This is a genomic window from Georhizobium sp. MAB10, assembly GCF_045012825.1.
GTDB classification, from domain to species: domain Bacteria; phylum Pseudomonadota; class Alphaproteobacteria; order Rhizobiales; family Rhizobiaceae; genus Georhizobium; species Georhizobium profundi.
This window is the reverse complement of sequence record NZ_CP118314.1, coordinates 3,799,765-3,824,688: the sequence shown is the minus strand read 5'-3', so window position 1 is coordinate 3,824,688 and position 24,924 is coordinate 3,799,765. Positions and strand designations below refer to the sequence as shown.

General features: G+C 61.7%; 28 protein-coding genes and 1 tRNA gene. 19 read left to right on the top strand and 10 right to left on the bottom strand.

The genetic code is table 11. The features are described 5' to 3' along the window. Positions 1 to 122: 122 nt before the first annotated feature. The 5 genes from PU133_RS18370 (at position 123) to PU133_RS18350 (ending at position 4,349) form a co-directional block, all read left to right on the top strand. On the top strand, positions 123 to 866 hold the full coding sequence (locus PU133_RS18370; protein ID WP_404862848.1) for an N-acyl amino acid synthase FeeM domain-containing protein: 744 nt from the start codon (positions 123 to 125) through the stop codon (positions 864 to 866). A 130-nt stretch (positions 867 to 996) separates the two neighbouring features. Next, positions 997 to 1,221 (top strand): aa3-type cytochrome c oxidase subunit IV, encoded by a 225-nt coding sequence (locus PU133_RS18365; RefSeq protein ID WP_126011927.1) that lies wholly within the window; start codon positions 997 to 999, stop codon positions 1,219 to 1,221. Positions 1,222 to 1,322: 101 nt separating this feature from the next. Then, complete coding sequence (locus tag PU133_RS18360) at positions 1,323 to 2,522, top strand: Re/Si-specific NAD(P)(+) transhydrogenase subunit alpha (protein WP_404862847.1); 1,200 nt, start codon at positions 1,323 to 1,325, stop codon at positions 2,520 to 2,522. 1 nt (position 2,523) lies between these two features. After that, entirely contained in the window at positions 2,524 to 2,937 is a 414-nt protein-coding gene (locus PU133_RS18355) for an NAD(P) transhydrogenase subunit alpha (protein ID WP_126011923.1), read from the top strand. Between the two features lie 11 nt (positions 2,938 to 2,948). Next, complete coding sequence (locus PU133_RS18350) at positions 2,949 to 4,349, top strand: NAD(P)(+) transhydrogenase (Re/Si-specific) subunit beta (RefSeq protein ID WP_404862846.1); 1,401 nt, start codon at positions 2,949 to 2,951, stop codon at positions 4,347 to 4,349. Positions 4,350 to 4,446: 97 nt separating this feature from the next. Here PU133_RS18350 and PU133_RS18345 read toward each other — a convergent pair whose 3' ends face one another. After that, positions 4,447 to 5,310, bottom strand: a complete 864-nt coding sequence (locus PU133_RS18345; RefSeq protein WP_404864584.1) for a tetratricopeptide repeat protein — start codon at positions 5,308 to 5,310, stop codon at positions 4,447 to 4,449. Between the two features lie 171 nt (positions 5,311 to 5,481). After that, positions 5,482 to 5,772: a 30S ribosomal protein S21 gene (gene rpsU / locus PU133_RS18340; RefSeq protein WP_404862845.1), complete on the bottom strand. Its 291-nt coding sequence runs from the start codon at positions 5,770 to 5,772 to the stop codon at positions 5,482 to 5,484. A gap of 272 nt (positions 5,773 to 6,044) precedes the next feature. Here rpsU and PU133_RS18335 point away from each other — a divergent pair, with 272 nt between their 5' ends. Genes PU133_RS18335 through PU133_RS18320 form a run of 4 tightly spaced genes read left to right on the top strand, consistent with a single transcriptional unit; the run spans position 6,045 to position 11,222 of the window. Continuing rightward, the gene (locus tag PU133_RS18335; RefSeq protein WP_404862844.1) at positions 6,045 to 7,298 is read left to right on the top strand and encodes a sarcosine oxidase subunit beta family protein; all 1,254 of its coding nucleotides are present in this window, start codon (positions 6,045 to 6,047) and stop codon (positions 7,296 to 7,298) included. A 21-nt stretch (positions 7,299 to 7,319) separates the two neighbouring features. Further along, entirely contained in the window at positions 7,320 to 7,643 is a 324-nt protein-coding gene (locus PU133_RS18330; protein WP_404862843.1) for a sarcosine oxidase subunit delta, read from the top strand. Further along, complete coding sequence (locus PU133_RS18325; RefSeq protein ID WP_404862842.1) at positions 7,640 to 10,657, top strand: sarcosine oxidase subunit alpha; 3,018 nt, start codon at positions 7,640 to 7,642, stop codon at positions 10,655 to 10,657. The genes PU133_RS18330 and PU133_RS18325 overlap by 4 nt, the downstream gene beginning before the upstream one ends. Next, positions 10,650 to 11,222, top strand: a complete 573-nt coding sequence (locus PU133_RS18320) for a sarcosine oxidase subunit gamma (RefSeq protein ID WP_404862841.1) — start codon at positions 10,650 to 10,652, stop codon at positions 11,220 to 11,222. The genes PU133_RS18325 and PU133_RS18320 overlap by 8 nt, the downstream gene beginning before the upstream one ends. A 5-nt stretch (positions 11,223 to 11,227) precedes the next feature. On the opposite strand, the gene PU133_RS18315 is transcribed toward PU133_RS18320, so the two are convergent. Beyond that, positions 11,228 to 11,716, bottom strand: a complete 489-nt coding sequence (locus PU133_RS18315) for a MaoC family dehydratase (RefSeq protein WP_404864583.1) — start codon at positions 11,714 to 11,716, stop codon at positions 11,228 to 11,230. 10 nt (positions 11,717 to 11,726) lie between these two features. Beyond that, positions 11,727 to 12,476 (bottom strand): IclR family transcriptional regulator, encoded by a 750-nt coding sequence (locus tag PU133_RS18310; RefSeq protein WP_404862840.1) that lies wholly within the window; start codon positions 12,474 to 12,476, stop codon positions 11,727 to 11,729. Between the two features lie 141 nt (positions 12,477 to 12,617). Between PU133_RS18310 and PU133_RS18305 the strand changes: the two genes are divergently transcribed. From PU133_RS18305 to PU133_RS18280, 6 genes are all read left to right on the top strand, one after another. Continuing rightward, entirely contained in the window at positions 12,618 to 13,373 is a 756-nt protein-coding gene (locus tag PU133_RS18305; protein ID WP_126011907.1) for an ABC transporter ATP-binding protein, read from the top strand. After that, entirely contained in the window at positions 13,366 to 14,115 is a 750-nt protein-coding gene (locus PU133_RS18300) for an ABC transporter ATP-binding protein (protein WP_404862839.1), read from the top strand. The genes PU133_RS18305 and PU133_RS18300 overlap by 8 nt, the downstream gene beginning before the upstream one ends. A gap of 46 nt (positions 14,116 to 14,161) precedes the next feature. After that, positions 14,162 to 15,376 carry an ABC transporter substrate-binding protein gene (locus tag PU133_RS18295; RefSeq protein ID WP_404862838.1) on the top strand — a complete coding sequence of 405 codons (1,215 nt, stop codon included), beginning with the start codon at positions 14,162 to 14,164 and terminating at the stop codon, positions 15,374 to 15,376. A gap of 140 nt (positions 15,377 to 15,516) precedes the next feature. Then, positions 15,517 to 16,404 (top strand): branched-chain amino acid ABC transporter permease, encoded by an 888-nt coding sequence (locus PU133_RS18290; RefSeq protein WP_404862837.1) that lies wholly within the window; start codon positions 15,517 to 15,519, stop codon positions 16,402 to 16,404. 1 nt (position 16,405) lies between these two features. After that, a complete protein-coding gene (locus PU133_RS18285; RefSeq protein ID WP_404862836.1) occupies positions 16,406 to 17,395 on the top strand; it encodes a branched-chain amino acid ABC transporter permease in 990 nt (329 codons plus the stop codon). Between the two features lie 241 nt (positions 17,396 to 17,636). After that, on the top strand, positions 17,637 to 17,867 hold the full coding sequence (locus tag PU133_RS18280; protein ID WP_404862835.1) for a hypothetical protein: 231 nt from the start codon (positions 17,637 to 17,639) through the stop codon (positions 17,865 to 17,867). A 110-nt stretch (positions 17,868 to 17,977) separates the two neighbouring features. Here PU133_RS18280 and PU133_RS18275 read toward each other — a convergent pair whose 3' ends face one another. Both PU133_RS18275 and PU133_RS18270 read right to left on the bottom strand, forming a co-directional pair. After that, complete coding sequence (locus PU133_RS18275; RefSeq protein ID WP_164527965.1) at positions 17,978 to 18,256, bottom strand: DUF982 domain-containing protein; 279 nt, start codon at positions 18,254 to 18,256, stop codon at positions 17,978 to 17,980. Beyond that, positions 18,237 to 18,554 (bottom strand): DUF982 domain-containing protein, encoded by a 318-nt coding sequence (locus tag PU133_RS18270; RefSeq protein WP_404862834.1) that lies wholly within the window; start codon positions 18,552 to 18,554, stop codon positions 18,237 to 18,239. Before PU133_RS18270 ends, PU133_RS18275 begins: the two co-directional genes overlap by 20 nt. Positions 18,555 to 18,786: 232 nt before the next feature. On the opposite strand from PU133_RS18270, the gene PU133_RS18265 reads away from it, so the two are divergent. Further along, positions 18,787 to 19,158, top strand: coding sequence for a PRC-barrel domain-containing protein (locus PU133_RS18265; protein ID WP_126011895.1), 372 nt, complete (start codon positions 18,787 to 18,789; stop codon positions 19,156 to 19,158). A 568-nt stretch (positions 19,159 to 19,726) separates the two neighbouring features. Here the strand turns inward: PU133_RS18265 and PU133_RS18260 are convergent. Together PU133_RS18260 and cpdR are read right to left on the bottom strand one after the other, a co-directional pair. Continuing rightward, a tRNA-Val gene (locus PU133_RS18260) sits at positions 19,727 to 19,801 on the bottom strand. A gap of 93 nt (positions 19,802 to 19,894) precedes the next feature. Beyond that, positions 19,895 to 20,254 (bottom strand): cell cycle two-component system response regulator CpdR, encoded by a 360-nt coding sequence (gene cpdR, locus PU133_RS18255; RefSeq protein WP_126011893.1) that lies wholly within the window; start codon positions 20,252 to 20,254, stop codon positions 19,895 to 19,897. A 304-nt stretch (positions 20,255 to 20,558) separates the two neighbouring features. On the opposite strand from cpdR, the gene PU133_RS18250 reads away from it, so the two are divergent. Continuing rightward, positions 20,559 to 21,401, top strand: coding sequence for an N-formylglutamate amidohydrolase (locus PU133_RS18250; protein WP_404862833.1), 843 nt, complete (start codon positions 20,559 to 20,561; stop codon positions 21,399 to 21,401). Positions 21,402 to 21,672: 271 nt separating this feature from the next. After that, complete coding sequence (hisN, locus tag PU133_RS18245; protein ID WP_404862832.1) at positions 21,673 to 22,452, top strand: histidinol-phosphatase; 780 nt, start codon at positions 21,673 to 21,675, stop codon at positions 22,450 to 22,452. On the opposite strand, the gene PU133_RS18240 is transcribed toward hisN, so the two are convergent. After that, complete coding sequence (locus tag PU133_RS18240; protein WP_404862831.1) at positions 22,442 to 23,428, bottom strand: alpha/beta fold hydrolase; 987 nt, start codon at positions 23,426 to 23,428, stop codon at positions 22,442 to 22,444. The genes hisN and PU133_RS18240 overlap by 11 nt on opposite strands. A 462-nt stretch (positions 23,429 to 23,890) precedes the next feature. Between PU133_RS18240 and PU133_RS18235 the strand changes: the two genes are divergently transcribed. Further along, positions 23,891 to 24,352 carry an Hsp20 family protein gene (locus PU133_RS18235; RefSeq protein WP_404862830.1) on the top strand — a complete coding sequence of 154 codons (462 nt, stop codon included), beginning with the start codon at positions 23,891 to 23,893 and terminating at the stop codon, positions 24,350 to 24,352. 76 nt (positions 24,353 to 24,428) lie between these two features. Here the strand turns inward: PU133_RS18235 and PU133_RS18230 are convergent, their stop codons facing one another. Further along, on the bottom strand, positions 24,429 to 24,872 hold the full coding sequence (locus PU133_RS18230) for a DoxX family protein (protein WP_404862829.1): 444 nt from the start codon (positions 24,870 to 24,872) through the stop codon (positions 24,429 to 24,431). Positions 24,873 to 24,924: the final 52 nt, after the last annotated feature.

Here is a 24,924-nt window from a genome sequence, read left to right as displayed (position 1 = left end):
AGCCGCGTGATCCCACCCGTTAACCATAATCCTTAAGCCTAGGCCCCAAAGCACCACTTAGCGTTGCCAGTCCACGCATTTTGATTAAGATTTTATTTAAAGGCGGATCGTGCGAGGGCAACATGGTCGAAGATATCCAGACACGGATGCGGCTGGCGGAACAATACCTGCAGCTTATGGACGAGATCGAGTATCGCCGGGTTGATACGGCAGAAGATCTCGAAGATGTCGGGATGCTGCGCGCCAAAGCTTACCGCGCACACAAGGTGATGGACCGAAAAGGGCCGATCATCGATGAAATCGATCATCACAGCCATGCTCATGTCTTTGCGATTTACTATCGGGAGCAGATGATTTCGACAATTCGACTTCATCATGTGGTTTCGGAGCATCGCTACGGCACCTCGGTCGATATCTTTCCGGACATCCTAAACCCGCTGCTCGACCAGGGCATGTCCTTCATCGATCCGGTGCGCCATGCCAGTGATCCCGAGCTGATGGGCGAATTGCCACTGCCGTTCCTGACGCTGCGTCTTGGCGCGATGGCGACCGAGTACTTCAACACCAATTACTGCCTCGCACCCGTGAAACGGGCGCACTACGCCTTCTACCGACGCTATTTTGGCGCGACGCAGCTGGCTGAAGAGCGGATGCACGAAGGCATTCTCTATCCTGTCGGTTTGTTTGCCGGTCGCTTGGTCACCAGCAACACGCGTCTCATGGATCGCTATCCCTATTTCCGCTCGACGCCGCGCGAGCGGGAGCTGCTGTTCGCGCCTGCCGAGCAGCTCGGCGTAACGCCTCTGACGGTACGTCCGACCGCGCGGTTCGCGCTGGCCGAGGCGCGCAGAAGCGCCGCCGCCTGAGTTCATTTGCCGGATCATCGCATGCTCCTGCCCTGCTTGCCGAAGGCGGGGAAGGGGCCGCATGGCGCATTGCTCTTCGATCACGCATTGTGTATGCCGTGCCCAATAAGCCTGATGGAGAGTTATACCCATGTCCGAAGAAAAGTCCGGCCCGCTCGAAATGGGCGCCGAGATGGATTACTCCGAGCACGATCGCACCTATGCGTTTTTCCTGTCAGCCACCAAATGGGGCACCGTCTTCTGTGTGGCGCTTCTCATTGCCATGGCCTTCGGTTTCTTCACCACGGCCGGCTTCTTCTCAGCCACGATACTCTTCATCGTCCTGAACATCGGCGCGTTCTTCCTGCTGCGCTAGGTCGGGTCGCCATGGCCGCTCGTAAGGGCGGCGCTATTTGAGCATGCGAGCGCACCGGCGGGACCGTGGGTGCATCGTGCGCGGTCAAGAGGGAGGTTTGAGTGGCCAAGCTGCTGTTTATCGCGAAGGAAAAGGCACCCGGCGAAAGCCGCGTCGCCGGCTCGCCTGATACTGTTAAGAAACTGGTCGCCGCCGGCCTCGAAGTCGTTGTCGAAGCCGATGCCGGCAGCCAGTCGCGCATTCCAGACGCAGAGTTCGAAAAGGCTGGCGCCACGATCGGCACCGCTGCCGATGCCGCCCGCGCCGATGTCGTCCTCAAGGTGCGTCGCCCGGATGCCGAGGAAGCCGCTGGCTACAAGTCCGGCGCCATCGTCATCGCCATCATGGACCCTTATGGCCACAATGACCTGATCGCCGATCTCGGCTCCAAGGGCCTCACCACCTTCGCCATGGAACTGATGCCGCGCATCACCCGTGCGCAGTCGATGGACGTTCTGTCGTCGCAGGCGAACCTTGCCGGCTACCAGGCGGTCATCGATGCGGCTGCCGCCTTCGACCGCGCCATGCCGATGATGATGACCGCCGCCGGCACCGTTCCTGCCGCCAAGGTCTTCGTCATGGGGGCAGGGGTTGCCGGTCTTCAGGCGATCGCAACCGCCAAGCGCCTCGGAGCAGCCGTTTCGGCAACCGACGTGCGCCCGGCTTCCAAGGAGCAGGTCGCATCGCTCGGTGGCAAGTTCATCGCCGTCGAAGACGACGAGTTCAAGGCGGCGGAAACTGCCGGCGGCTACGCCAAGGAAATGTCCAAGGAGTACCAGGCGAAGCAGGCAGCGCTCGTCGCCGAGCATATCGCCAAACAGGACATCGTTATTACGACGGCGCTGATCCCGGGTCGTCCGGCGCCGCGCCTCGTGACCTCGGACATGATCGCTTCGATGCGGCCGGGTTCGATCCTGGTCGATCTCGCGGTCGAGCGCGGCGGCAACGTCGAGGGCGCGGTTGCAGGTGAAGTCGTCGACAAGAATGGCGTGCGGATCATCGGCTACAACAACGTGCCGGGCCGCATCGCAGCCAGCGCATCGCTTCTCTACGCTAAGAACCTTCTCACGTTCCTGCAGACGATGATCAAGGACGGCGACGTCTCGATCAACTTCGACGATGAACTCGTGAAGGCCACCGCGCTGACGCATGGTGGCAAGGTTATTCATCCGAATTTCGGTGGCGGCACGCCAGCGCCCACGCCGGCACCAGCACCGCAGGCAACCGAGGCGGTTGCCGCGACGAACAAGGGAGACGCTTGATATGGCCACTCCAGCACTCGAACAGGCGCTCGACGATCTCGACCGGGCCGCTCAGAGCGTGCGCGATGCGGCCGGCTCCGGCATCCTCGACGCTGCGGGCGCCGCAGCGCACGGTGCGACCGCCGGCGCGATCGATCCCTTCGTCTTCCAGCTCGCCGTTTTCCTTCTCGCGATCTTCGTCGGCTACTACGTCGTCTGGTCGGTGACGCCTGCGCTTCACACGCCCCTGATGTCCGTCACCAACGCGATCTCGTCGGTCATCGTCGTCGGTGCTTTGCTTGCCGTGGGCATTTCCACCAGCGGCATCGCGACGGGCTTTGGCTTCGTTGCGCTGATCCTGGCATCGGTCAACATCTTCGGCGGCTTCCTCGTCACCCAGCGCATGCTGGCCATGTACAAGAAAAAAGAGAAGTGAGGGGCTGATCCATGTCTGAGAGTTTCGCAGCCGTCCTCTATCTCGTGTCCGCAGTGCTGTTCATCCTGGCACTGCGCGGCCTTTCCCATCCGACGACCAGCCGCCAGGGCAACACATTCGGCATGGTGGGCATGGGTCTCGCCATCCTGACCACGCTCGTTCTAGCAGCGCCGTCCTTCGGTGGCTTCATGCTGATCGTGCTCGGCCTCGCCATCGGCGGTGGTGCCGGTGCCGTGATCGCCCAGCGCATTCCGATGACGGCGATGCCGCAGCTCGTGGCCGCCTTCCACTCGCTGGTCGGTCTCGCAGCCGTTCTCGTCGCTGCCGCAGCACTCTACGCGCCGGAATCCTTCGGCATCGGCCTCGTCGGCTCGATCGGTGCAACCGCGCTGATTGAAATGTCGCTCGGCGTCGCCATCGGTGCGATCACTTTCACCGGCTCGATCATCGCCTTCCTGAAGCTCGACGGCCGCATGTCCGGTAAGCCGATCATGCTGCCCGGGCGTCACGTCATCAATGCCGGTCTCGCCGCGACGATCCTGATCCTGATCGCGATCCTGGTCGGCACGGAAAGCCATTTCGTCTTCTGGCTGATCGTCATCGCGTCGCTGGCGCTCGGCGTGCTCATCATCATCCCGATCGGCGGCGCAGACATGCCCGTCGTCGTGTCGATGCTGAACTCCTATTCCGGCTGGGCCGCAGCGGGTATCGGCTTCACGCTCGGCAACCTCGCGCTCATCATCACCGGTGCGCTCGTCGGTTCGTCCGGTGCGATCCTGTCCTACATCATGTGTAAGGGCATGAACCGGTCCTTCATTTCGGTCATTCTCGGCGGCTTCGGCGGCGAGCAGGCTGCCGGCGGTGCCGACGACATCGACCGTACCATCAAGCAGGGCTCGGCGGACGACGCCGCGTTCCTCATGGCGAATGCAGGCAAGGTCATCATCGTGCCCGGCTATGGCATGGCGGTCGCCCAGGCTCAGCACGCGCTGCGCGAACTGGCCGACTCGCTGAAGGAAAAGGGCGTCGAGGTGAAGTACGCAATTCACCCGGTCGCCGGCCGCATGCCTGGTCACATGAACGTGCTCCTCGCCGAAGCGAACGTTCCCTATGATGAGGTCTTCGAACTCGAAGACATCAACTCGGAATTCGCCCAGGCTGATGTCGTCTACGTCATCGGCGCGAACGACGTGACCAACCCGGCTGCGCGTGACGACCCGTCCTCGCCGATCTTCGGCATGCCGATCCTCGACGTGGACAAGGCCAAGACCTGTCTTTTCGTCAAACGCTCGCTCGGCTCCGGCTATGCCGGCATCGACAACACGCTGTTCTACAAGGATGGCACGATGATGCTGCTGGCCGACGCCAAGAAGATGACGGAAGACATCGTCAAGGCACTGCACGACCACTGACAGGCGCTGTCAGTTCGCTGAATCAAAAAGGCCCGCCCGGGATATCCGGGCGGGCCTTTTTGTTGGACCGAAACGAAGCTGCCGTTCGAGGGCGGCGTCAGATACCCTGGGTCCGGCTGAGACCATCCTTCGCCGGCTGGTAGTTCGGATCGAGCTGCGCGGCGCGGGCATAGGACCGCCGAGCGCGTTCGTTCTCGCCACGCTGCTCGTAGATCAGCGCCTGGTTTGCCCAGGACTCCGCGACATTGTCGTCGAGCTGGATCGCCCGGTTGAAGTCCGTGAAGGCGTTGTCCTGGTCGCCGACCGCGAAATAGGACAGGCCGCGACCGTTATAGGGCTCCGGCGAGCGCGGCGAGATCGAGATGGATCGCGAGAAGTCCTCAATCGCTTCGACATGGTTGCCGCGGCGCTGCTGGATGAGTCCGCGATTGTGATAGGCGCGGGCGTCGGTGGAGTTGAGCTGAATGGCGCGGTTATAGTCCGCATAGGCTTCATTGAGCATGCCAGCCTGGCGGTAGATGTTGCCGCGCCCGACATAGGCGGCGTCGTAATTCGGGTTGATCTGGACCGCAGCATTGTAGTCGGCGATGGCCTGTTCGCGATTGCCGAGGTTGCGGTGGATGAGCGCCCGGTTGGCATAGGCCTGGTAGAAGCGCGGATTGAGTGCGAGCGCCTGGTCGAAATCTGCAATGGCCAATTCGAACTGCCCACCGCGGCCATAGGCGGAGCCGCGCACATTGTACGCTTCAGGATCGCGCGGATTGTTCTGGATGACCTGGGTGAGCGACGCGATGTTCTGCTCGCTGCCCTGGGCGGCGTCGAGCCGGATCATGTCCGCGTTCGGCATGCCGGCCGACTGGCAGCTTGCAAGGACGATTGCGCTGAGGAGCGTTCCGGCAAGCGCAGCCCGACGACGCGCGGTGCGGGATTGGAGCGAAAATGATGCGATGGCCAATGTCAGGATCCCTTGTCGATCGATAGAGCCGGCAATCGAATCGCCGCGTTCATCAGCTAGCGAAGAAGCCCGGCAACATTACGGTAGGCTGGCAAAAAGAAAAGGCGGGTGCGAAGTTTCGCGCCCGCCCATCAAAATCCCTATCCCGGCAAAAAGATCCGGGCGTGCCGAAGCACCTTATCCGCGTGTCGGAGCGGCGCGGCCGCCGAGCAGGCCTTCGCGCTGAGCGCGCTTGCGAGCAAGCTTGCGCACGCGGCGAACGGCTTCGGCCTTTTCGCGAGCACGCTTCTGCGACGGCTTCTCATAGAAGTCGCGCATCTTCATTTCACGGAAGATGCCTTCGCGCTGCATCTTCTTCTTCAGCGCTCGCAGCGCCTGATCAACATTGTTATCGCGGACAAGAACCTGCACGTTAATCCCGTTCCTTCGTTCCAAATCGGTGGCTGACGATACTGCACGTCGTCGCATGACATTTCGTTCGCGCAGCGAGCCACCGAACGATCGGCGTGGTAACTAGCAGAAAGGATTTCGGTCGTCCAGTTGGAAAAGCACCGAAATGCAGGCGTTCCGTCACTTTTCACGGAGCACGGCGCGGGCCATGCCTGCCATGAATTTGCACGATCGGCCATCTAGCTCTACGCGTCGTTGAAGGTCGCAAAACGACCATTGTCGACCTTTCCAATTTGACATGGCTTGGATAGGTCCAGTGCTTACGATGCGCCACGGGCCGGGGAGCATGCATGCGCAAATATTCCATCTTCGCGATCGCCCGAGAAGCCATGCGTGGCCACAAGGGTTGGGACAAGCAGTGGTCGTCGCCCGAGCCGCGTTCGTCCTATGACATCGTGATCGTGGGTGCCGGCGGGCATGGTCTGGGTACGGCCTATTACCTAGCCAAGGAACACGGCTTCAAGAACATCGCCGTGATCGAGAAGGGCTGGCTCGGCGGCGGCAATACCGGCCGCAACACCACCATCATCCGCTCCAACTATCTCTATGACGAAAGCGCGGGCCTCTATAACCATGCGCTGAACCTGTGGGAGAACCTGTCGCAGGAGCTGAACTACAACGTCATGTATTCTGCCCGCGGCGTCATGATGCTGCAGCACAATGTGCATGACGTGCAGTCGGCCAAGCGCCATATCCATGCCAACCGGCTGAACGGCATCGACAATGAATGGCTCGAGCCCGATGCGGCAAAGGCTTTCTGCCCTCCGCTCAATATCTCAAGCAATGCGCGCTATCCCGTCATGGGCGCCGCCCTGCAGCGCCGCGGCGGCGTTGCCCGGCACGATGCAGTCGCCTGGGGCTATGCGCGCGCCGCAGCCGATATGGGTGTCCACATCATCCAGAATTGCGAAGTGACGGGCATCCGTCGCGGCGCGAACGGAGACGTGACCGGCGTCGACACCGCGCGCGGCTTCATCGGTGCGAAGAAGGTCGGCGTCGTTGCCGCCGGCCATACCTCCGTCCTGATGGACATGGCTGGCATCCGCATGCCGCTCGAAAGCTTCCCGCTGCAGGCACTGGTGTCGGAACCGGTGAAGCCGATCTTCCCCTGCGTCGTCATGTCGAACACCGTGCATGCCTACATTTCCCAGTCCGACAAGGGCGAACTGGTGATCGGGGCGGGCACCGACCAGTACACATCCTATTCCCAGACGGGCGGTCTCCACATCATCCAGCACACGCTCGACGCGATCTGCGAGATGTTCCCGATCTTCAGCCGCATGAAGATGCTGCGCTCCTGGGGCGGTATCGTGGACGTGACGCCGGACCGGTCGCCGATCCTCGCCAAGACGCCGGTCAAGGGCCTCTACGTCAATTGCGGCTGGGGCACGGGTGGCTTCAAGGCTACGCCGGGCTCTGCCCATGTCTTCGCCCACACGATCGCCAACGATGCGCCGCACAAGATCAACGAGGGCTTCACGCTGGAGCGGTTCCGCACCGGCCGGCTGATCGACGAGGCCGCCGCGGCGGCTGTCGCGCACTGAGACGAGAGGTCTGAGACAGAAATGCTGCTGATCCGCTGCCCCTATTGCGACGAAGACCGCCCGGAAATCGAGTTCCGCCATGCCGGCGAGGCCCACATCGTGCGCTCGGACAAGATGGCCGACCTCACGCCTGACGAGTTCGAGCGCTATTTCTTCCTGCGCAATAACCGCAAAGGCGACGTCTATGAGCGTTGGCGCCACATTCATGGTTGCGGGCGCTTCTTCAATGCCGTGCGCAACACGGTGACCGATCGCTTCCTCATGACCTACAAGGCCGGCGAGCCGCGACCCGCGCTTCCCGATCCGCAGGCGCAAGCAGCAGCCACGGAAGGAAACGGCCAATGAGCGGCAACGCGTATCAGGGCGGTGCAAACCGTCTACCGGGGAAGGGCCGTTTGACGCCTGCCAAAACCGTGCGCTTTTCCTTCGATGGCCGCATGCTGACGGGGCTCGACGGCGACACGCTCGCTTCCGCACTCATCGCCAACGGCATCCACCTCATGGGCCGGTCGTTCAAGTATCACCGCCCGCGCGGCGTGCTCTCGGCCGGCGCCGAAGAGCCGAATGCGCTGATGCAGGTGTCGCGCGATTCGGCGCGCTATCAGCCGAATGTCCGTGCCTCGGTGCAGGAGATCTTCGACGGGCTCAGGGCTTCCTCGCAGAACCGCTATCCATCGCTCGCCTTCGATGTCGGCGCCGTCAACGACGCGCTGTCGCCGCTCTTTTCGGCGGGATTTTACTACAAGACCTTCATGTGGCCGCGCGCAGCCTGGAACAAGCTGTACGAGCCGGTCATCCGCCGGGCTGCTGGCCTCGGTGAAGCGCCGAAAGAGGCTGATCCCGACCATTACGCGCAGCGCTATGCCCATTGCGATGTCCTCGTCGTGGGCGGCGGCCTGGCAGGGCTGTCGGCAGCGCTTGCGGCGGCCGAGTCCGGCGCGAGCGTCATCATCTGCGACGAACAGCCCCAAATGGGCGGCGCCCTCCATTTCGACACCAGCATCGCCGTCAACGGCGAAACCGGATTCGACTGGGCGCAGAAAACCGCAGCCCGTCTCGCCTTCATGGAAAATGTCCGCGTTCTGACGCGCACGACGGCGTTCGGATACTACGCACAGAATTTCGTCGGCCTGGCCGAACGCGTGACCGACCATCTTGCTCTTCCTTCGCCGGACCAGCCGCGCGAGAGGCTATGGCAGGTCCGCGCCAAGCGCGTGGTGCTGGCGACGGGCGCTATCGAGCGGCACATAGTCTTTCCGGGCAACGATCGCCCGGGCATCATGCTGGCCTCGGCAGCGCGCATCTTCCTCAACCATTACGGCGTCGCCATCGGCGCGAAAGTGGCTGTCTACACGGCTTGCGACAGCGCCTATGAAGCGGCCTTCGACCTGCAGGATGCGGGCGTTCGCATCCCCGTGATCGTCGAAGCCCGCGACAGGCCGGGCGGAACGCTTCTCGAGGAGGCTCGCACGCGCGGCATCGAGGTTCTGACCCGCCATACCATTGCTTCAACCAAGGGCAGGTTGCGCGTTTCATCGATCGCGGTCGTCCCGGCCGGCGCATCGGGCAAGGGCCGCGATATCGAGGTGGACGCGCTGATGACGTCGGCCGGCTGGACGCCATCGGTGCATCTTTTCTCGCAGTCTCGCGGCAAGGTGGCCTGGGATGCGGAAAGCGGCCGGTTCCTGCCGGGCGTCAATGCGCAAGACTGCGTGTCGATCGGCGCCTGTGCCGGGACCGACGATCCCGTGGCACTCGTCGAACAGGCTGTCGAGGCCGGTCTTGATGCCGCCAACGGAGCCGGCTCGGAAATGTCGGGACGTCCGGTCATCGATATCGATCATGAAGGCAGCGATGCCGGCTCTTGGTCGGCAGGCCTTGTTGGCGCCGTCGGGGCGCCAGAGTCCGGCAAGGCCTTCGTCGATTTCCAGAACGACGTCACTGCCAAGGATATCCGGCTCGCGGTGCGTGAGGGCATGCATTCGATCGAGCACGTCAAGCGCTTCACCACCAACGGCATGGCGACCGACCAGGGCAAGACCTCCAACATGCACGGCCTGGCGATCGCCGCCGAAACGCTCGGCAAGCCGATCCCGCAAGTGGGCCTGACCACGTTTCGCGCGCCCTACACACCGGTGACGTTCGGAACCATTGTCGGCCAGAGCCGCGGCGTGCTGTTCGATCCAGCCCGCAAGACGCCGCTCCACGCATGCCTGGAAACGAATGGTGCCGTCTTCGAGGATGTCGGCCAGTGGAAGCGCGCCTGGTACTTTCCACGCGCGGGCGAAACCATGCATGCCGCCGTCTCGCGCGAATGCCGCACGGTGCGCGAAGTTGCCGGCCTCTTCGATGCGTCCACGCTCGGCAAGATCGAAGTGGTCGGACCCGATGCGGCAGCCTTCCTCAATCTTCTCTACACAAACGCCTGGGACAAGCTGGAGCCAGGCCGGTGCAAATACGGCATCATGCTGCGCGAAGACGGCTTCATCTACGATGACGGCGTGGTCGGACGGCTTGCTGCCGACCGCTTCCACGTCACGACGACCACGGGCGGCGCGCCGAGGGTCCTCCACCATATGGAAGACTATCTCCAGACGGAGTTCCCGCATCTCGATGTCTGGCTGACCTCCATTACCGAGCAATGGGCCGTCATCGCCGTGCAGGGGCCCCAGGCCCGCGACATCATCGCGCCGTTTGTTGACGGCATCGACATATCCGATGATGCCATGCCGCACATGTCGGTACGCGAGGGCAAAATCTGTGGCGTTCCGACCCGGCTCTTCCGCATGTCGTTTACCGGCGAGCGCGGCTTCGAAATCAACGTCCCTGCCGATTACGGCCAGTCGGTGTTCGAGGCCCTGTGGGAGCGCGCCGAGGCGATGGACGCCTGCCTCTACGGCACCGAGGCGATGCACGTGCTGCGCGCCGAAAAGGGCTACATCATCGTCGGCCAGGACACCGATGGCACCGTGACGCCGGACGATGCGGGTCTCAGCTGGGCGGTGGCGAAGAAGAAGCCCGATTTCGTCGGCATCGCCGGTCTGAAGCGTGCCGACCTGCAGCGGCCGGATCGCAAGCAACTGGTCGGGCTGAAGACGAAAGATCCAACCCTCGTGCTGGAGGAAGGCGCGCAGATCGTTGCCGATCCAAACGAGAAGATCCCGATGACGATGATCGGGCACGTCACCTCGTCCTACTGGTCGGAGAATTGCGGCCGGTCGATTGCCATGGCGGTCGTCGCCGGAGGCCGGAGCCGGATGGGCGAGACGCTCTATGTGCCGATGCCCGACAGGACGATCGAGGTTGAAGTCACCGACACCGTGTTCTTCGACAAGCAAGGAGAACGGCTCAATGGATAGCCCCGTCGGCGTCGAACGCCTCCATCCCTTGCACGGCCGGCGCGGCGGTGGAGCCGCCGTCGGATTGACACCGGCGCAAGCGGCGGTGCGGATTTCGCTGCGCGCCAAGCCGGACGCGGTCTCCGCACTGTCCGGCGGCCTCGGCCTCGACCTGCCGACGCGCCCGAAAACGGCGGTGGTCAACGCCGACGGCACGCGCTCGGCGCTATGGCTCGGCCCGGACGAATGGCTTGTCATAGACGACGGCGAAAATGGCGGCTCTGCCGATCTCGTGAAAGCGCTCGCCGATACCGGCGTTCTTCATTCCGCGGTCGATGTCTCCCACCGCCAGACCGCCATCATGGTCACCGGCGAGGCGGCCGCCGAAACACTCGCGGCCGGTTGCCCGCAGGACCTGTCGTTGAAGGCGTTCCCTGTGAATGCCTGCTCGCGCACCGTGCTCGGCAAGATCGAAATCGTGCTCTGGCGCATGGCCGACGACATGTTCCGCATCGAGTGCTGGCGTTCCTATTCCGACTACGCCTTCGCGTTCCTGAGTGAAGCTGCGCGGGACGCGAAGGCCTGAGCGATCTATTCGAGCGCGTCCAAGGCGGTCGGATCCATCTGAATGAGTGTTAGCCAGTCGGCGGTGAGCGCCGGCTTCATCTCGCCCTCGATCTCGACCGTCACCTGATAGCGCAACATCATCATCTGCTGGCCGCGCCGGCGTGCTTCGGACAGCACGAAGCGGCCGCGGATGCGCTTGCCGGCCTTCACCGGCGCCATGAAGCGAAGCTTCTCGAACCCGTAATTCACGCTGAGCTGCTGATCCTCGACGGCCGGAATGCAGTCGTAATTCATCGCCGAGAGCAGCGAGACGGTGAGAAAGCCATGCGCGATCGTCCCGCCGAAGGGGCCTTCCGCAGCCGCGCGCTCCGGATCCACATGGATGAACTGGTGGTCGTTCGTCGCTTCGGCGAAGCGGTCGATCATGGGCTGGTCGACCGTGATCCAGTCGGACAGTCCAATCTCGGTTCTGACCTGGGCGACGAGATCTTCGAGTGAAATCGTCGTGGCCAATTCGCTGGTGTCAGTGGTCGGCATTTTCCATGATCCGTTGCATGCGCTCGGCGGCAGCACGCAGTTTGGTCGCCAGTTCCTCGCGCTGATAATCCATGCGGTAGAGCGGCCCGGCGATCGCCAGGCCGAACCGCCGCGTTCCATGCACCAACGGCACGCCGATGCCCATAACGTCTGGTGTGAATTCTGCCCGGTCTTCGGTCCATCCGCGTGCCACTGCAGCGTCCAGCTCCTCCATCAGCTTGCCGGCATCGGTGAAGGTCGTGGCCTGATGGCGCACGAAATCGACCTGCTCCAGGATGCGCGCCCGCTCCTGCGGGTCGTAGGAGGTAAGGATCGCCTTGCCGGTGGAGGTCGTATAGAGCGGGCGCCGCTCGCCGCAGCGGGCGAAATAGCGGATGGGCGACGCCGCCTCGACCACGTCGATATAGAGCACTTCGGCTCCCTGCCGTGCGGCGAGCAACACCGTTTCGCCGGCCGAGCGCGCCAGATCCTCCATCTCGCCATGGATGCGCTGAAGGAAAACGTCGCCCTCCATGATCGATGTCGCGATTTCGTGGAGCCGTGGCGTCGGATAGTATCCACCGCGCTGCCGGGTCTCGTAAATCAGCCCGCGGGCGAGCAGCGTCTCTATCAGATTAAACACGCTGGATTTTGGCATGCCGAGCTCGTCGGCGATGATCGTCAGTGTCAGCGGACGCTTGTCGCGCGCGAAAAGCTCGAAAAGATCGAGTGCATTGTCCACCTGTCGCACACGCATGCGATCCCTCCCAAATCCCATCTTGTTCATATACGTGAACTTTCTTCTTGCCAATTGAAATCCGTTGACAGGGCGAATCCGCTTCAATAGCGTTGAAGTCGAGGGCAGGGAGGCTCTCGGCCGGAACCGTGTGGGAGGAACATGACGGAAGCCGCCATTCTGTCCGCGCGCGGACTCACCAAGGAATTCAAGGGATTCGTTGCGGTCAACAATGTCGACCTCGACGTGCGTCGCGGGTCGATCCATGCATTGATCGGGCCGAACGGAGCAGGCAAGACGACCTGCTTCAATCTGCTGACGAAATTCCTGCAGCCGACATCGGGCGCGATTACCTACAATGGTCGCGACATTACGGGCCTGTCCTCAGCCGATATTGCACGGCTCGGTCTGGTGCGTTCGTTCCAGATTTCAGCAGTGTTCCCGAACTTGACAGTTCTGGAAAATGTTCGCATCGCCCTGCAGCGGCGGCGCGGCGATTCCTACGATTTCTGGCGCTCCGAAACGGTGCTGCGCGAATATGACGACGAAGCGCGCTCGCACATCGCCGATGTGGGTCTGACCGCATTCACCGACGAACGCGCTGGCGAACTGTCCTACGGCCGCAAGCGCGCGCTCGAAATCGCGACGACGCTGGCGCTCAATCCAGAAATGCTGCTGCTCGACGAGCCGATGGCCGGCATGACGCAGGAAGACGTCGAGCGGATTTCGGCGCTGATCCGACGGATCGCCACGAACCGCACGATCCTGATGGTCGAGCACAATCTATCCGTCGTCGCCAATCTGTCGGATCACATCACGGTGCTGGCGCGTGGCGAGGTGCTGGCGCAGGGCGATTACGCCACGGTTTCGAAAGATCCAAAGGTCATCGACGCTTATATCGGAGCGGGACATGGTTGAGCCAACGACGATGGAGCGGCCGATTGCCGCCAAGGCTCCGGTCAAGGCGCTGCTCGAGGTCAAGAACCTGCAGGGCTGGTACGGCGAAAGCCACGTGCTCCACGGCATCAACTTTGCCGTTGGAGAGGGCGAGGTCATCACGCTGCTCGGCCGCAATGGCGCCGGCAAGACCACGACGATGAAAGCCGTGATGGGCATTCTGGCCAAGCGCACCGGGTCGGTGACGTTCGAAGGCAATGAACTGATCAAACTGCCGGCCCGCAAGATCGCCAAGGCAGGCATCGCCTATTGCCCGGAAGAGCGCGGCATCTTTTCGAGCCTCTCGGTGCAGGAAAACCTGATGCTGCCGCCGAAGGTGCGCGAGGGCGGTCTGTCGCTCGACACGATCTTCGAACTCTTCCCCAACCTGAAGGAACGTCTGTCCAGCCAGGGCACGAAGCTTTCGGGTGGGGAGCAGCAGATGCTCGCAATTGCGCGCATCCTGCGAACAGGTGCCAAGACGCTGCTTTTGGACGAGCCAACGGAGGGGCTCGCGCCGGTCATCGTGCAGCAGATCGGACGCACCATCGCAAAGCTGAAGAGCCAGGGCTTCACCATCGTTCTGGTGGAGCAGAATTTCCGGTTCGCCGCTTCGGTCGCGGACCGGCACTACATCGTCGAGCAGGGTCGTGTGGTGGACACGATCCAGAACGCCGAACTCGACGCCAACATCGACAAACTGCATCGCTATCTCGGCGTTTAGAATGCAATCGGCACGAAAACGTGCCTTTCTCGGGAGGAGAACTGCAATGATGAAGAAACTCGCACTGGCCACGTCGGCATTTGCCATGCTGGCCGCAGCGCCGGGCCTTGCCCAGGATGTGAGCGTCAAGCTTGGTGTCCTGAACGACCGCTCCGGCGTCTATGCCGACCTGTCGGGCGAAGGCTCGGTCATCGCCGCGCAGATGGCGGTCGAGGATTTCGGTGCCGAGGAGAAGGGCATCACGGTCGAGATCGTTTCGGCCGACCACCAGAACAAGCCGGACGTCGCATCCAACATTGCGCGCCAGTGGTACAGCGAAGAAGATGTCGACGCGATCTTCGACGTGCCGACCTCGTCGGCCGCGCTCGCCGTGCATGAGATCACCCGCGAGATGGACAAGATCTTCATGAACTCCGGCGCCGCCACGTCGGACCTGACCGGCTCTGCCTGCTCGCCGAACACCGTTCACTGGACCTATGACACCTGGGCGCTGGCCAACGGTACCGGCGGCGCGATGGTGGAGCAGGGCGGCGACAGCTGGTTCTTCATCACCGCGGACTACGCATTCGGCCATGCGCTCGAGCGTGACACGACGGCCTTCGTCGAGAAGTCCGGCGGCACGGTCGTCGGCTCGGTGCGTCACCCGTTCCCGGGCAGCGACTTCTCGTCGTTCCTGCTGCAGGCCCAGGCTTCCGGCGCCAAGGTCGTCGGCCTTGCCAATGCCGGCGGCGATACGATCAACGCCGTGAAGCAGGCGTCCGAGTTCGGCATCACCCAGGCTGGCCAGTCGCTTGCCGGTCTGCTCGTGTTCCTCACCGACGTGCATTCGCTCGGCCTGCAGACCGCCCAAGGCCTCGTCCTGACGGAAAGCTTCTACTGGGATCTGAACGACCAGACGCGCGAATGGTCGGCCCGCTTTGAGGAGCAGGCAGGCGACAAGCCGACGATGGTTCAGGCCGGCGTTTATGGCTCGGTGCTGCACTACCTCAAGGCTGTCGAAGCAACCGGCACGGATGAAACCGCAGCCGTCATGGAATGGATGAAGGCGAACCCGACCGATGACCCGCTCTTCGGTCAGGGCGAGATCCGCGAAGACGGTCGCAAGATCCACGACATGTATCTGTTCCGCGTCAAGGCGCCCGACCAGTCGGAAGGCCCGTGGGATTACTACGAGCTACTTGAGACCATCCCGGCCGACCAGGCATTCCGCCCACTCGCCGATGGCGGCTGCTCGCTCGTCGAGGAAGCTGCCGCGCAGTAACAGCGCTTAAGGCACGCCGCGTCGCCTTCGGGCGGCGCGGTTACCTTGAAGCGTTTCCAGGTGAAGCGGATACCGATTCACCGCTCGGAGACGCGCCAAATCTCAAGACCGACCGTCTTCATATCTGGAACCAGCCAGCCATGTTCGAGCTTTTGGGCATACCGCCGCAGGCACTTTTCGGGCAGCTTTTGCTCGGCCTGATCAACGGATCCTTCTACGCCATGCTGAGTCTTGGCCTGGCGGTGATCTTCGGCCTGTTGAACATCATCAATTTCACCCATGGCGCGCAGTACATGATGGGCGCCTTCGTGACCTGGATGCTGCTGACCTATTTCGGCATCAACTACTGGGCCGCCCTCATTTTGGTACCGCTGATCGTCGGCGCGACTGGCATCGTCATCGAACGGCTGATGATCTCGAGGCTCTACCATCTCGATCACCTCTACGGCCTGCTTCTGACTTTCGGCCTCGCGCTCATCATCCAGGGCCTTTTCCGCAATCAATACGGCGTGTCGGGCATACCCTATGCGGCGCCTGAGCTTCTGCAGGGCGGGCATAATCTTGGCTTCATGTATCTGCCGAATTCGCGCCTCTGGGTCATCGTCGCCTCTCTCGTCGTCTGCCTCGGCACCTGGTTCATGATCGAGAAGACAAAGCTCGGCGCTTATCTGCGCGCCGCGACAGAAAACCCGACGCTTGTCGGCGCGTTCGGCATCAACGTGCCGCGCATGATCACGCTTACCTATGGCTTCGGCGTCGGCCTTGCCGCGCTCGCCGGCGTGCTCGCCGCACCGATCTATTCGGTCAATCCGAACATGGGCGAGCAGCTGATCATCGTCGTTTTCGCCGTCGTCGTCATCGGCGGCATGGGCTCGATCCTCGGCGCTATCATCACGGGGTTTGGACTTGGGCTTGTGGAGGGTCTCACCCGAGTCTTCTACCCGGAAGGCTCCGCCGTCGTGATCTTCGTCATCATGGCCATCGTTCTGCTCGTTAAGCCGGCAGGCCTCTTCGGAAGGACCGCCTGACATGACCACGACCGATACGGATACCGTCAGCCACGTTTCGGCGCAGCCGCGAGACAAGGCCATGGGCATGCCACGCCATCACATGATGATCTTCATCGCGCTGTTCGCCGCGATGCTGGTGGCACCCTTCGTGCTCTACCCCGTCTTCCTCATGAAAGTGATGTGCTTCGCGCTCTTCGCCGCTGCCTTCAACCTGCTGCTGGGCTTTGGCGGGCTCCTGTCCTTCGGCCACGCCGCCTATTTCGGCATGGCAAGTTATGTCTCCGCCCACGCCGCAAAGGTCTGGGGTCTGACACCCGAGCTTGCGATCCTTTCGGGCACGCTGGTGGCAATGGTGCTGGGCGCTGCGATCGGCTCGCTCGCCATTCGCCGCCAGGGCATCTATTTCGCCATGGTCACACTCGCCTTCGCTCAGATGGTCTACTTCTTCGCCCTGCAGGCGCCGTTCACTGGGGGCGAGGATGGCATCCAGGCCGTGCCGCGCGGCGATCTCTTCGGCATTCTGAGCACGCGCCCCGACCGCACTTTCTATTATGTCGTTCTGGCCATCACCTTCGGCGGCGTGCTGGCGATCTATCGCATCATCCACTCGCCGTTCGGCCAGGTACTGAAGGCGATCCGCGAGAACGAGCCGCGCTCCATTTCGCTCGGCTATCACGTCAATCGCTACAAGCTCGCCGTGTTCGTCATCTCCGCTGCATTCGCGGGCATGGCGGGTGCCACCAAGGCGCTTGTGTTCCAGCTCGCTTCGCTGACCGATGTCTACTGGACGATGTCTGGCGAGGTCGTTCTGATGACGCTGCTCGGTGGGATGGGTACGGTCTTTGGGCCACTGCTCGGCGCCGGCATCATCGTTGCCATGCAGAACTACTTCGCTTCCTTCGGCGCCTGGGTGCTGATCATGCAGGGCATCATCTTCGTGCTGGCGGTGCTTCTGTTCCGAGAAGGAATCATTGGCGTGCTGGCACGCTGGATCAAGAAACCGCTCTGAACGAACCCTTCCATCCATCGCTTATCGTGTAACACCGGCGTCCCCATGGGCGCCGGTGTTACATTTCTGCGACATCGGTCTTGGATTGCAAAATTCCTCTCCCGAAATGCCGGGATGGTTGGAACCTCGTAACGATTTGATGGTTGAATTTCCGTGGCTGCGGCCACAGAAGCAAGTCCTGCCGCGAACCGGTTGGAGCGAAATTCCCCTTTTGCCGAGGCAGGCTCAGGGCAGGGTTTGCTTGATAAGCATCGTCCAGATCCCCGAGATCAACCACTCGAACGAGAACAACAAAATGTCCGCAAGCCACACCAGCGAAAACGTCGCTCAGAGCCTTCGTCCGGTCGTCATGGTCGTCGTCACTGCAAAGATCATCATCGCATCATTCCTTTTCGCCAATGTCGCAGGCGTGATCCCGACGCCGGCAACTGCCTACGAGAACACTGCAGTTCATCTCGTCGAACCGAACTGAACGGAACAGCCTCGGCTCCGATAGCCGGGATGATGAGAAGCTGAAGATGCGCCGGCCTGAAGTGATGCCGGCGCAAATATCTAAAGAGAGTTTCAGAACGATCCGACTCTTCAAGCCGCCGTCGTCAATTCATCGACCTGCGGCGAATTCTGCACCAGCAAGCCGGCATGCAGCATGAAGTCTTCGAAGGCAGCACGCGCGGCCGCCGTCTGGGCGCCACCACTCATCCCAGCCCGACATGCTTTATGCGCCGCCGTATGGCGCTTGTCTTTGCGCCAGCCCGGCATGGCCTCCAAATAGGAGAGTGCAGCTGCAGGGCTCTTGATGGCCTGGATAAAGCCAAGGCCGGCAAAGACGTGCACGGTGTGATCAAAGCTGGACGATGCCATCGAAGGCTCCTTTGGATGCGCGGGCTGCCGCCGCGATGTCGTGATGTTTGTCGGGTTTGGATGAGGTCGTGGCTCCGATGGTTCGCGCGGCATCAAGAAATGCCTCTCGCGCTTTCGTGGCGGGAACGAAGCCATCGATTGCATCGCGGCAGGCCTGAACCGCTCGGCGATAGGTCGAATTTGTCGTGATGGGCCAGCCGCCCATCAGGCATTCCAGCGCCTCGAAAGCGCTGTCGACGCGGCGTGGTGGCCGGCCGGGTAGGGTGACCCAAACGGGCGAAAACGGACGAGCACTCATTTCTCGTACAGCTCCTGTCAGATGGGTTGGGCGCCCTTGTTGCGCCCGCGGAGCTTTGAGAACGAGGAGCGGCCTGCAGTGTTCCACCGACCGATGACGTTTCCTGAGAACGCAGATGGCCACCAAATCAGCGTAAGCCGACCGGCACGGTGACCGTCACAATCGGGTGGAAGATGTGGAACCGATTTGCGCGGCGCGGGTTATTCGGCCAGTTCCAACACGGAGTACCATAATGAAAAAGACCGCTTCACTCGTCGCCCTCTCGATGTTCGGCTTTGTCGCCGCCGCTTCGGCTCAGGCTCCGGCCGGCTTGATCGAAATCGAATCCGATAGCCAGATGGTCAGCGAATTTAATCTGACGGTCGAGCAGCTGGAAGACATGAACATCCTGGACGCAGCTGGCGAGACGATCGGCGAAGTCGAAGAAGTGCTTGGCACCGATGACGGTACGCCGACGGCATTTTCGGCTGAAGTTGGCGGCTTCCTGGGCGTCGGTGACACCGATGTCGTCATCCCGTTCGATCAGGTCACGCTCAATGGCGACAACCTTCAGGTCGACATGACCCAGGAACAGGTTGAAGCTTTGGATCGTTGGGAAGACTAATCTTTCCACAGAGCGTCTGATTTCAGGCCCGTATCCGAAAGGATGCGGGCCTTTTTGTATGGGAAATAGGCCCGGAAATCCCGTGGGTCGCGGCTGTTGGGGCTGGGGGGCCTGAATAACGAACCGCGACCCTGGCCCCGGTTGAGACAAGGGGCCAACAGCCTTGTATCCAGCGCTGCGCTCCACCGCACCTATCAAATATCGCAGATTGCTCTTAACGCCGCGCCAACCACACGGCGCGATTCGACCGTTTGATCGGTGGAGCTGCGCGTGACCACCGGGGGCGGTTGGTCACGCGCAGCTCCCGTCCTCCCCAGAAGGACGTCAGGTCAACGTAAAGCACTGATCGGATGTTAGAAACGGACCTCAGTCCAAGCATCGACCGGCGAACGTCTACCTTTTCCGGCCCCAAGGAATGACCGGGCGGATTGACCCCAAACCCTTGGCAGTAGGCAGGGCTCTGGCGGTTCGCGACGACGACCAATGTCATGAGGCAGAAACAAGCAGCGCCCGAGGTCGGTGGACCGGTCGGGCGCTGCTTGAATTGAAGCTAAGTGCTTGAAAAGGATGGTGGGCGTGACAGGGATTGAACCTGTGACCCCTACGATGTCAACGTAGTGCTCTCCCGCTGAGCTACACGCCCATCCGTGGAGCGGCATAGACCATAAATGGCTTTGCCGCGTCAATAGTGTCGAAAGCGAAATTACCTGCTTTTCGAGAGGGCCTGGAACGGGCCTCAGGCAGCTTCGAGCATCTTGTGGATTTCATCCACCAGATCGCGCAGATGGAAGGGCTTGGAAAGAACCTTGGCATCTTTCGGTGCGTTGGAATCCGGGTTCAGCGCCACGGCGGCAAAGCCGGTGATGAACATGACCTTCAGGTCCGGGTCGAGTTCCGTCGCACGACGGGCGAGCTCGATGCCGTCCATCTCGGGCATCACGATGTCCGTCAAGAGCAGCGAAAACGGCTCTTCTCGCAACCGGTCATAGGCGCTGGCGCCATTGTCGAAGGCGCGGACCTCATAGCCGGCCTTTTCCAGCGCCTTCACCAGGAAGCGGCGCATGTCATTGTCGTCTTCGGCAAGAAGAATCTTCATTCTCTGTCGTCCTGAAATGTCGTCGTCGGCTGTCATAAAGCGCGCACCTCTCGCTGCCACAGAAACAACACTTGCGTAAACATCCGGTGAAAGCCGAATAAGGAGCGCGCTCGACTCAGGCAGGTACAAGCCTATTTTTATGGGCTATGGACACGGGTTGAGGCAACTGGCAACATGATTTGGGCCGTCGAATTCAAGGGATGCGGGGCTTTTTCGCATCGCTTCCACCATCTCGATCGACAAGCAACGGAGTGCAGGCGAATTGGCAGCGCTGGTGTTTGATTCTGAGCCATTCGAGGTCCGGATGGCGACCCGCCAGACAACGCCTCTCGTCTTCAACTCGCCCCACAGCGGGCGAATCTATCCCGCTTCCTTCCTTGCCCAGTCGCGGCTCGACGCGCGCCGCATCCGCAAATCAGAAGATTTCTACGTCGACGAATTGTTCGCCCATGCGGTCCAGGCCGGTGCGCCGATGCTGGTCGCCCACTTTCCGCGCGCCTATCTCGACGTCAATCGCGAACCTTACGAACTCGATCCGCGCATGTTCGAGGGAGCGTTGCCGCCCTTCGCCAATATCTCGTCGACGCGGGTTGCCGGCGGTCTCGGCACGATTCCTCGTTTGGTGGCCGAAAATGTCGAGATATACAGCCATCGTCTGCCGGTCGCCGAAGCGCTGGAGCGCATCGAGGGCATTTATCGCCCCTATCACGCGTGCCTGCGCCGGCTGATCGCGCGCACCCGCGTGACCTATGGCATGGCCGTTCTGGTGGATTGTCACTCGATGCCGGCGAGCGTGCGTTCTCCCGCTTCGCCGGTGAGGCCGGACTTTATCATCGGCGACCGCTACGGCACCAGCGCATCGCAGGACCTGACCCGCTCGGCCGCCCTGATCCTGCAGGAAATGGGTTATGCGGTGACCCGCAACAAACCCTATGCGGGCGGGTTCATCACCGAACATTACGGCCGGCCGGCCCATGGGCTTCATGCCTTGCAGATCGAAGTCAATCGTGGGCTCTATTTCGACGAGGAGCGGCTCGAGAAGAAGTCGGGATTCGACCGGCTGCGCGCCGATCTGACGGATTTCATCGATGCGCTGATCGCGCTCGTCGAAAGCGACATGGTGGAAGTGCCGCTCGCCGCCGAATAGCCTGGAGCGTTTCCAGGTGAAGTGGATAGCGGTTCACCGTTGGACAACGCGACAATTCAAAGCGCTGGAGCTATTGCTCCAGCCCATAAAAAAAACCGCGCCCGTTGGGACGCGGTAGAAGTCTAGGGAGGAAACGCCCAAATGGGCATTGCAGCGAACTGCACCTCGAAGCTATTGTTGCGCCGCACAAAAGTCAATCGATTAGATTTATGGGCCTTCGCAGTCGCAATAAATTCATGGGCAGTGTGGTCCGTCAGTGATAGTGGAATTCATGGCCTTACCCGATCTCGATTTCTTTCGCCGACTGGCAGCTGCGGCGGCTGAACAGACGCTTCCGCGGTTTCGCCAGAACGGAGCCGTCGAGACAAAGGGTGCCGGTCTGTTCGATCCAGTCACCGAGGCCGACAAGGCCGCCGAGACGGCGATCCGCGACCTGATCCTGCACGCCTATCCCGATCATGGCATTCTCGGCGAAGAGCACGGCGGTCATGGCACCGATCGGGAATATCTATGGGTCATCGACCCTATCGACGGCACCCGCGCGTTCATTTCAGGTCTTCCCGTCTGGGGGACGCTGATCGGCCTCTATCAGAACGGCCGCGCCGTGATGGGGCTGATGGACCAACCGTTCATCGGCGAAACCTTTGTCGCCGGTTACGGAGAATCCCGATATTTCGGTCGATCAGGAGGGCAGGAGGCACTCAAGGTGCGCGCTTGCGAAAAGCTCGCCGACGCCACGCTGTTCACGACGTCGCCGAAGATCTTCTCCGATGCCCATGTCGGCCGTTATGAGCGTGTGGAACAGTCCGTGCGCCTCGCCCGCTATGGCTGCGACTGCTACGCCTATGCGCTGTTGGCCAGTGGCCATGCGGATATCGTCGTCGAATCGGACCTCAAGCCCTACGATATCGCGGCGTTGATCCCGATCATCGAGAATGCCGGCGGTGTGATCACCACCTGGGATGGCGGTCGGCCCGAAGGCGGGGGCGACATCGTGGCCTGTGGCAGCAGGCGTGTGCACGAAGAGGCGCTTGCGCTCCTCAAGAACTGATCGACAGCGCGCTCTGTTCGCCTTCAGCATCTGCGCCCGGCAGAAAGGCCTTGATCGCGGCCAGTGTCGGTTCCCGGTAAATATCGCTTTCCTGAAACAGCTCGTGGCGCGCCTGGTCGATCGTGATTACCCGCCCGGCGCGAAACAGCGTTCCAAGCTCTTCGATGGCCCGCAGCGGAACGATCTGGTCACCGCCTGCAGCCAGGATCAATGTCGGTATCTGGATTGCCGCAAGATGGTCCTGATGTCGAACGACATCGATCCGGCCGAGCGCTTCGCTGATCCAGCGGGCCGTCGGGCTCGAGGGCGAGAGCAGAGGCGCCGAGCCGAAGATCGCCTGGTTGCGCCGGAAGCGCCGCTCGTCATGGGTAAGGCGGTTGTCCTCAAAGGGCTGATTGTGCCGGTTGCGGGCAACGATCGTGCGCTTGAGCCCAACCCGGCTCATGACATTCGTCAGAAGGCGCACCCCGCGCTGGCCCAGCCTCTGGCCGCCAAGCGCAATGAACGGCGCGCAGAGCACCATGCGCTCGATCCGTGTCGTTAGCCGCGGTGCGGCTGCAAGTGCGACGAGGGCACCGGCCGAATGCGCCACGAGAAAGAACGGCAGCCGCGCATCCGGCAGCACCACTTGGGTCAGGAAATCTTCAAGATCGTGTTCGTAGTCGACGAACCGCTCCACGTAGCCGGCGCTGTGGTTGGGCAAGAGCCGCTCGGAGCCGCCCTGGCCGCGCCAATCGAACGTCGCCACCCAGAGGCCGGTCTTCAGAAGGTCGGAGATCGTCTCGTAATATTTCTCGATGCACTCGTTGCGGCCATGGGCGAGCACGATCGTGCCCTTGGCGCGCGGGGCGTCGGATTTGAAGAGTGCGTAGCGCAAGGATTTGCCATCCCGCGTGCGGAAATGGCCGGCAACATGGCGGTTGCCGGTCGGATCGGGGAACGGGTTGTCTGGGGTCTGATAAAGAATATCTTGCATCACGCAGCGCCGGCTCAAAGCAGGCACTTAGCATCGAACGTGCCTGCTCACAAAGAACGGTGATGCGAAAAAAGAGACCGGAGGCGCGAGAGCGATATGTGGGTTTCGCGCGCCTCCGGCCGATGGCTGAAGGGAAGGGACGTTACACTCCAGCCAGTCAGGATTTCTTTGTCCCGACGCTGGCCAATATGGTCCAGTGCATCTGAACGCGATCCGAACCTGACATTCATCTCGCATTCATGTGCCTAACGACCGAGGGGCCGGTCTATTCCCTGCAGAGATGAGAACCGCATTCTGCGGGTGCGGGCACCTCTTGAACGGCGAATGCGCGTTTCCCATCTTCTTTTTGCGGACGCCAGAACGGGTCCGCTGGTCTCTTCAAGCCTTTCGCCGCCAAGCGGGAACAGGTGTGAGGCCAGACAATCGATCAGACGAACAAGTCGCTTCAAGGAGGACTTTAAAATGCGTCATGTAGACTTTTCCCCCCTCTATCGCTCGACCGTTGGCTTCGACCGCCTGTTCACCATGCTGGACAGCCTTGCGCAGCCGGACCAGGGCCAGACCTACCCGCCCTACAATATCGAGCGTACCGGCGATAACGCCTACCGCATCACCATGGCGGTCGCAGGCTTCAGTGAAGACGAACTGTCGATCGAAGCGCGCGAGCACACGCTGACCGTCAAGGGCGAAAAGGCCGATGATGCCAGCGATGCCGGCGAATTCCTCTATCGTGGCATTGCCAAGCGCGCCTTCGAGCGCCGCTTCCAGCTTGCCGATCACGTAGAGGTTCGTGGCGCCTCGCTGAAGAACGGCCTGCTGCACATCGATCTTCTGCGCGAGATCCCCGAGGCCATGAAGCCGCGTCGGATATCCATCCAGGCGAGCCCGGCCAGCGCAAAGCAGATCGAGGCGCAAACCGCCTAATTCGCTAGAGCCATTTGAGTGGCTCAATGAACGGCGCCCCTTGCGGGCGCCGTTTTTCGTTACAGATGCCTAATGCTTAGAACTGGCGGCCGATCTTCGCGTCGACAGACTGGGCGTTGCCGCCACGGATGACGAAGAAGAGCATCATCGCAGCCCAAAGGATCGACTTTTCCGCACCAGAATAGCCTTCAGCCTGCACAACCCAATGGAAGTAGGTCGTGACGCAGAGGACGATGAAGCAGCCAAATGCTGCCGGGCGCGTCAGAAGGCCGATGGTGAGCAGGATGCCGCCGAAAAATTCGGTGCCCGCCAGAAGCGGAGACCACAGCGCTCCCGGCACGAAGCCGAGGCTTTCCACCATTCCCACCGCGCCGAACGGATTGGTTATCTTGGGCCAGCCATGTGTCACCATCGCAAGGCCTGCGACGAGGCGCAGAACGGTTTCGGCAGTGGTGGAGAGGCCCGAATAGAGCGGACGCAGTGCGGGAATGATGAGGTTCTGTTGGTCTGGCTGAGCCATGCGATGTCGATCCTTGCCCTTGTCGTTATTAACCTCCCGCGCGGGAGATAGA

Bases quoted from the DNA above. Each gene is read 5' to 3' on its own strand.
- PU133_RS18350 (WP_404862846.1), top strand. From the start codon at position 2,949: ATGTCTGAGAGTTTCGCAGCCGTCCTCTATCTCGTGTCCGCAGTGCTG.
- PU133_RS18235 (WP_404862830.1), top strand. From the start codon at position 23,891: ATGCGTCATGTAGACTTTTCCCCCCTCTATCGCTCGACCGTTGGCTTC.
- PU133_RS18370 (WP_404862848.1), top strand. From the start codon at position 123: ATGGTCGAAGATATCCAGACACGGATGCGGCTGGCGGAACAATACCTG.
- PU133_RS18265 (WP_126011895.1), top strand. From the start codon at position 18,787: ATGAAAAAGACCGCTTCACTCGTCGCCCTCTCGATGTTCGGCTTTGTC.
- PU133_RS18355 (WP_126011923.1), top strand. From the start codon at position 2,524: ATGGCCACTCCAGCACTCGAACAGGCGCTCGACGATCTCGACCGGGCC.
- PU133_RS18300 (WP_404862839.1), top strand. From the start codon at position 13,366: ATGGTTGAGCCAACGACGATGGAGCGGCCGATTGCCGCCAAGGCTCCG.
- PU133_RS18240 (WP_404862831.1), bottom strand. From the start codon at position 23,428: ATGCAAGATATTCTTTATCAGACCCCAGACAACCCGTTCCCCGATCCG.
- PU133_RS18290 (WP_404862837.1), top strand. From the start codon at position 15,517: ATGTTCGAGCTTTTGGGCATACCGCCGCAGGCACTTTTCGGGCAGCTT.
- PU133_RS18325 (WP_404862842.1), top strand. From the start codon at position 7,640: ATGAGCGGCAACGCGTATCAGGGCGGTGCAAACCGTCTACCGGGGAAG.
- PU133_RS18310 (WP_404862840.1), bottom strand. From the start codon at position 12,476: ATGCGTGTGCGACAGGTGGACAATGCACTCGATCTTTTCGAGCTTTTC.
- PU133_RS18330 (WP_404862843.1), top strand. From the start codon at position 7,320: ATGCTGCTGATCCGCTGCCCCTATTGCGACGAAGACCGCCCGGAAATC.
- PU133_RS18230 (WP_404862829.1), bottom strand. From the start codon at position 24,872: ATGGCTCAGCCAGACCAACAGAACCTCATCATTCCCGCACTGCGTCCG.
- cpdR (WP_126011893.1), bottom strand. From the start codon at position 20,254: ATGAAGATTCTTCTTGCCGAAGACGACAATGACATGCGCCGCTTCCTG.
- PU133_RS18250 (WP_404862833.1), top strand. From the start codon at position 20,559: ATGGCGACCCGCCAGACAACGCCTCTCGTCTTCAACTCGCCCCACAGC.
- PU133_RS18320 (WP_404862841.1), top strand. From the start codon at position 10,650: ATGGATAGCCCCGTCGGCGTCGAACGCCTCCATCCCTTGCACGGCCGG.
- PU133_RS18270 (WP_404862834.1), bottom strand. From the start codon at position 18,554: ATGAGTGCTCGTCCGTTTTCGCCCGTTTGGGTCACCCTACCCGGCCGG.
- PU133_RS18285 (WP_404862836.1), top strand. From the start codon at position 16,406: ATGACCACGACCGATACGGATACCGTCAGCCACGTTTCGGCGCAGCCG.
- hisN (WP_404862832.1), top strand. From the start codon at position 21,673: ATGGCCTTACCCGATCTCGATTTCTTTCGCCGACTGGCAGCTGCGGCG.
- PU133_RS18275 (WP_164527965.1), bottom strand. From the start codon at position 18,256: ATGGCATCGTCCAGCTTTGATCACACCGTGCACGTCTTTGCCGGCCTT.
- PU133_RS18365 (WP_126011927.1), top strand. From the start codon at position 997: ATGTCCGAAGAAAAGTCCGGCCCGCTCGAAATGGGCGCCGAGATGGAT.
- PU133_RS18295 (WP_404862838.1), top strand. From the start codon at position 14,162: ATGATGAAGAAACTCGCACTGGCCACGTCGGCATTTGCCATGCTGGCC.
- PU133_RS18335 (WP_404862844.1), top strand. From the start codon at position 6,045: ATGCGCAAATATTCCATCTTCGCGATCGCCCGAGAAGCCATGCGTGGC.
- rpsU (WP_404862845.1), bottom strand. From the start codon at position 5,772: ATGCGACGACGTGCAGTATCGTCAGCCACCGATTTGGAACGAAGGAAC.
- PU133_RS18305 (WP_126011907.1), top strand. From the start codon at position 12,618: ATGACGGAAGCCGCCATTCTGTCCGCGCGCGGACTCACCAAGGAATTC.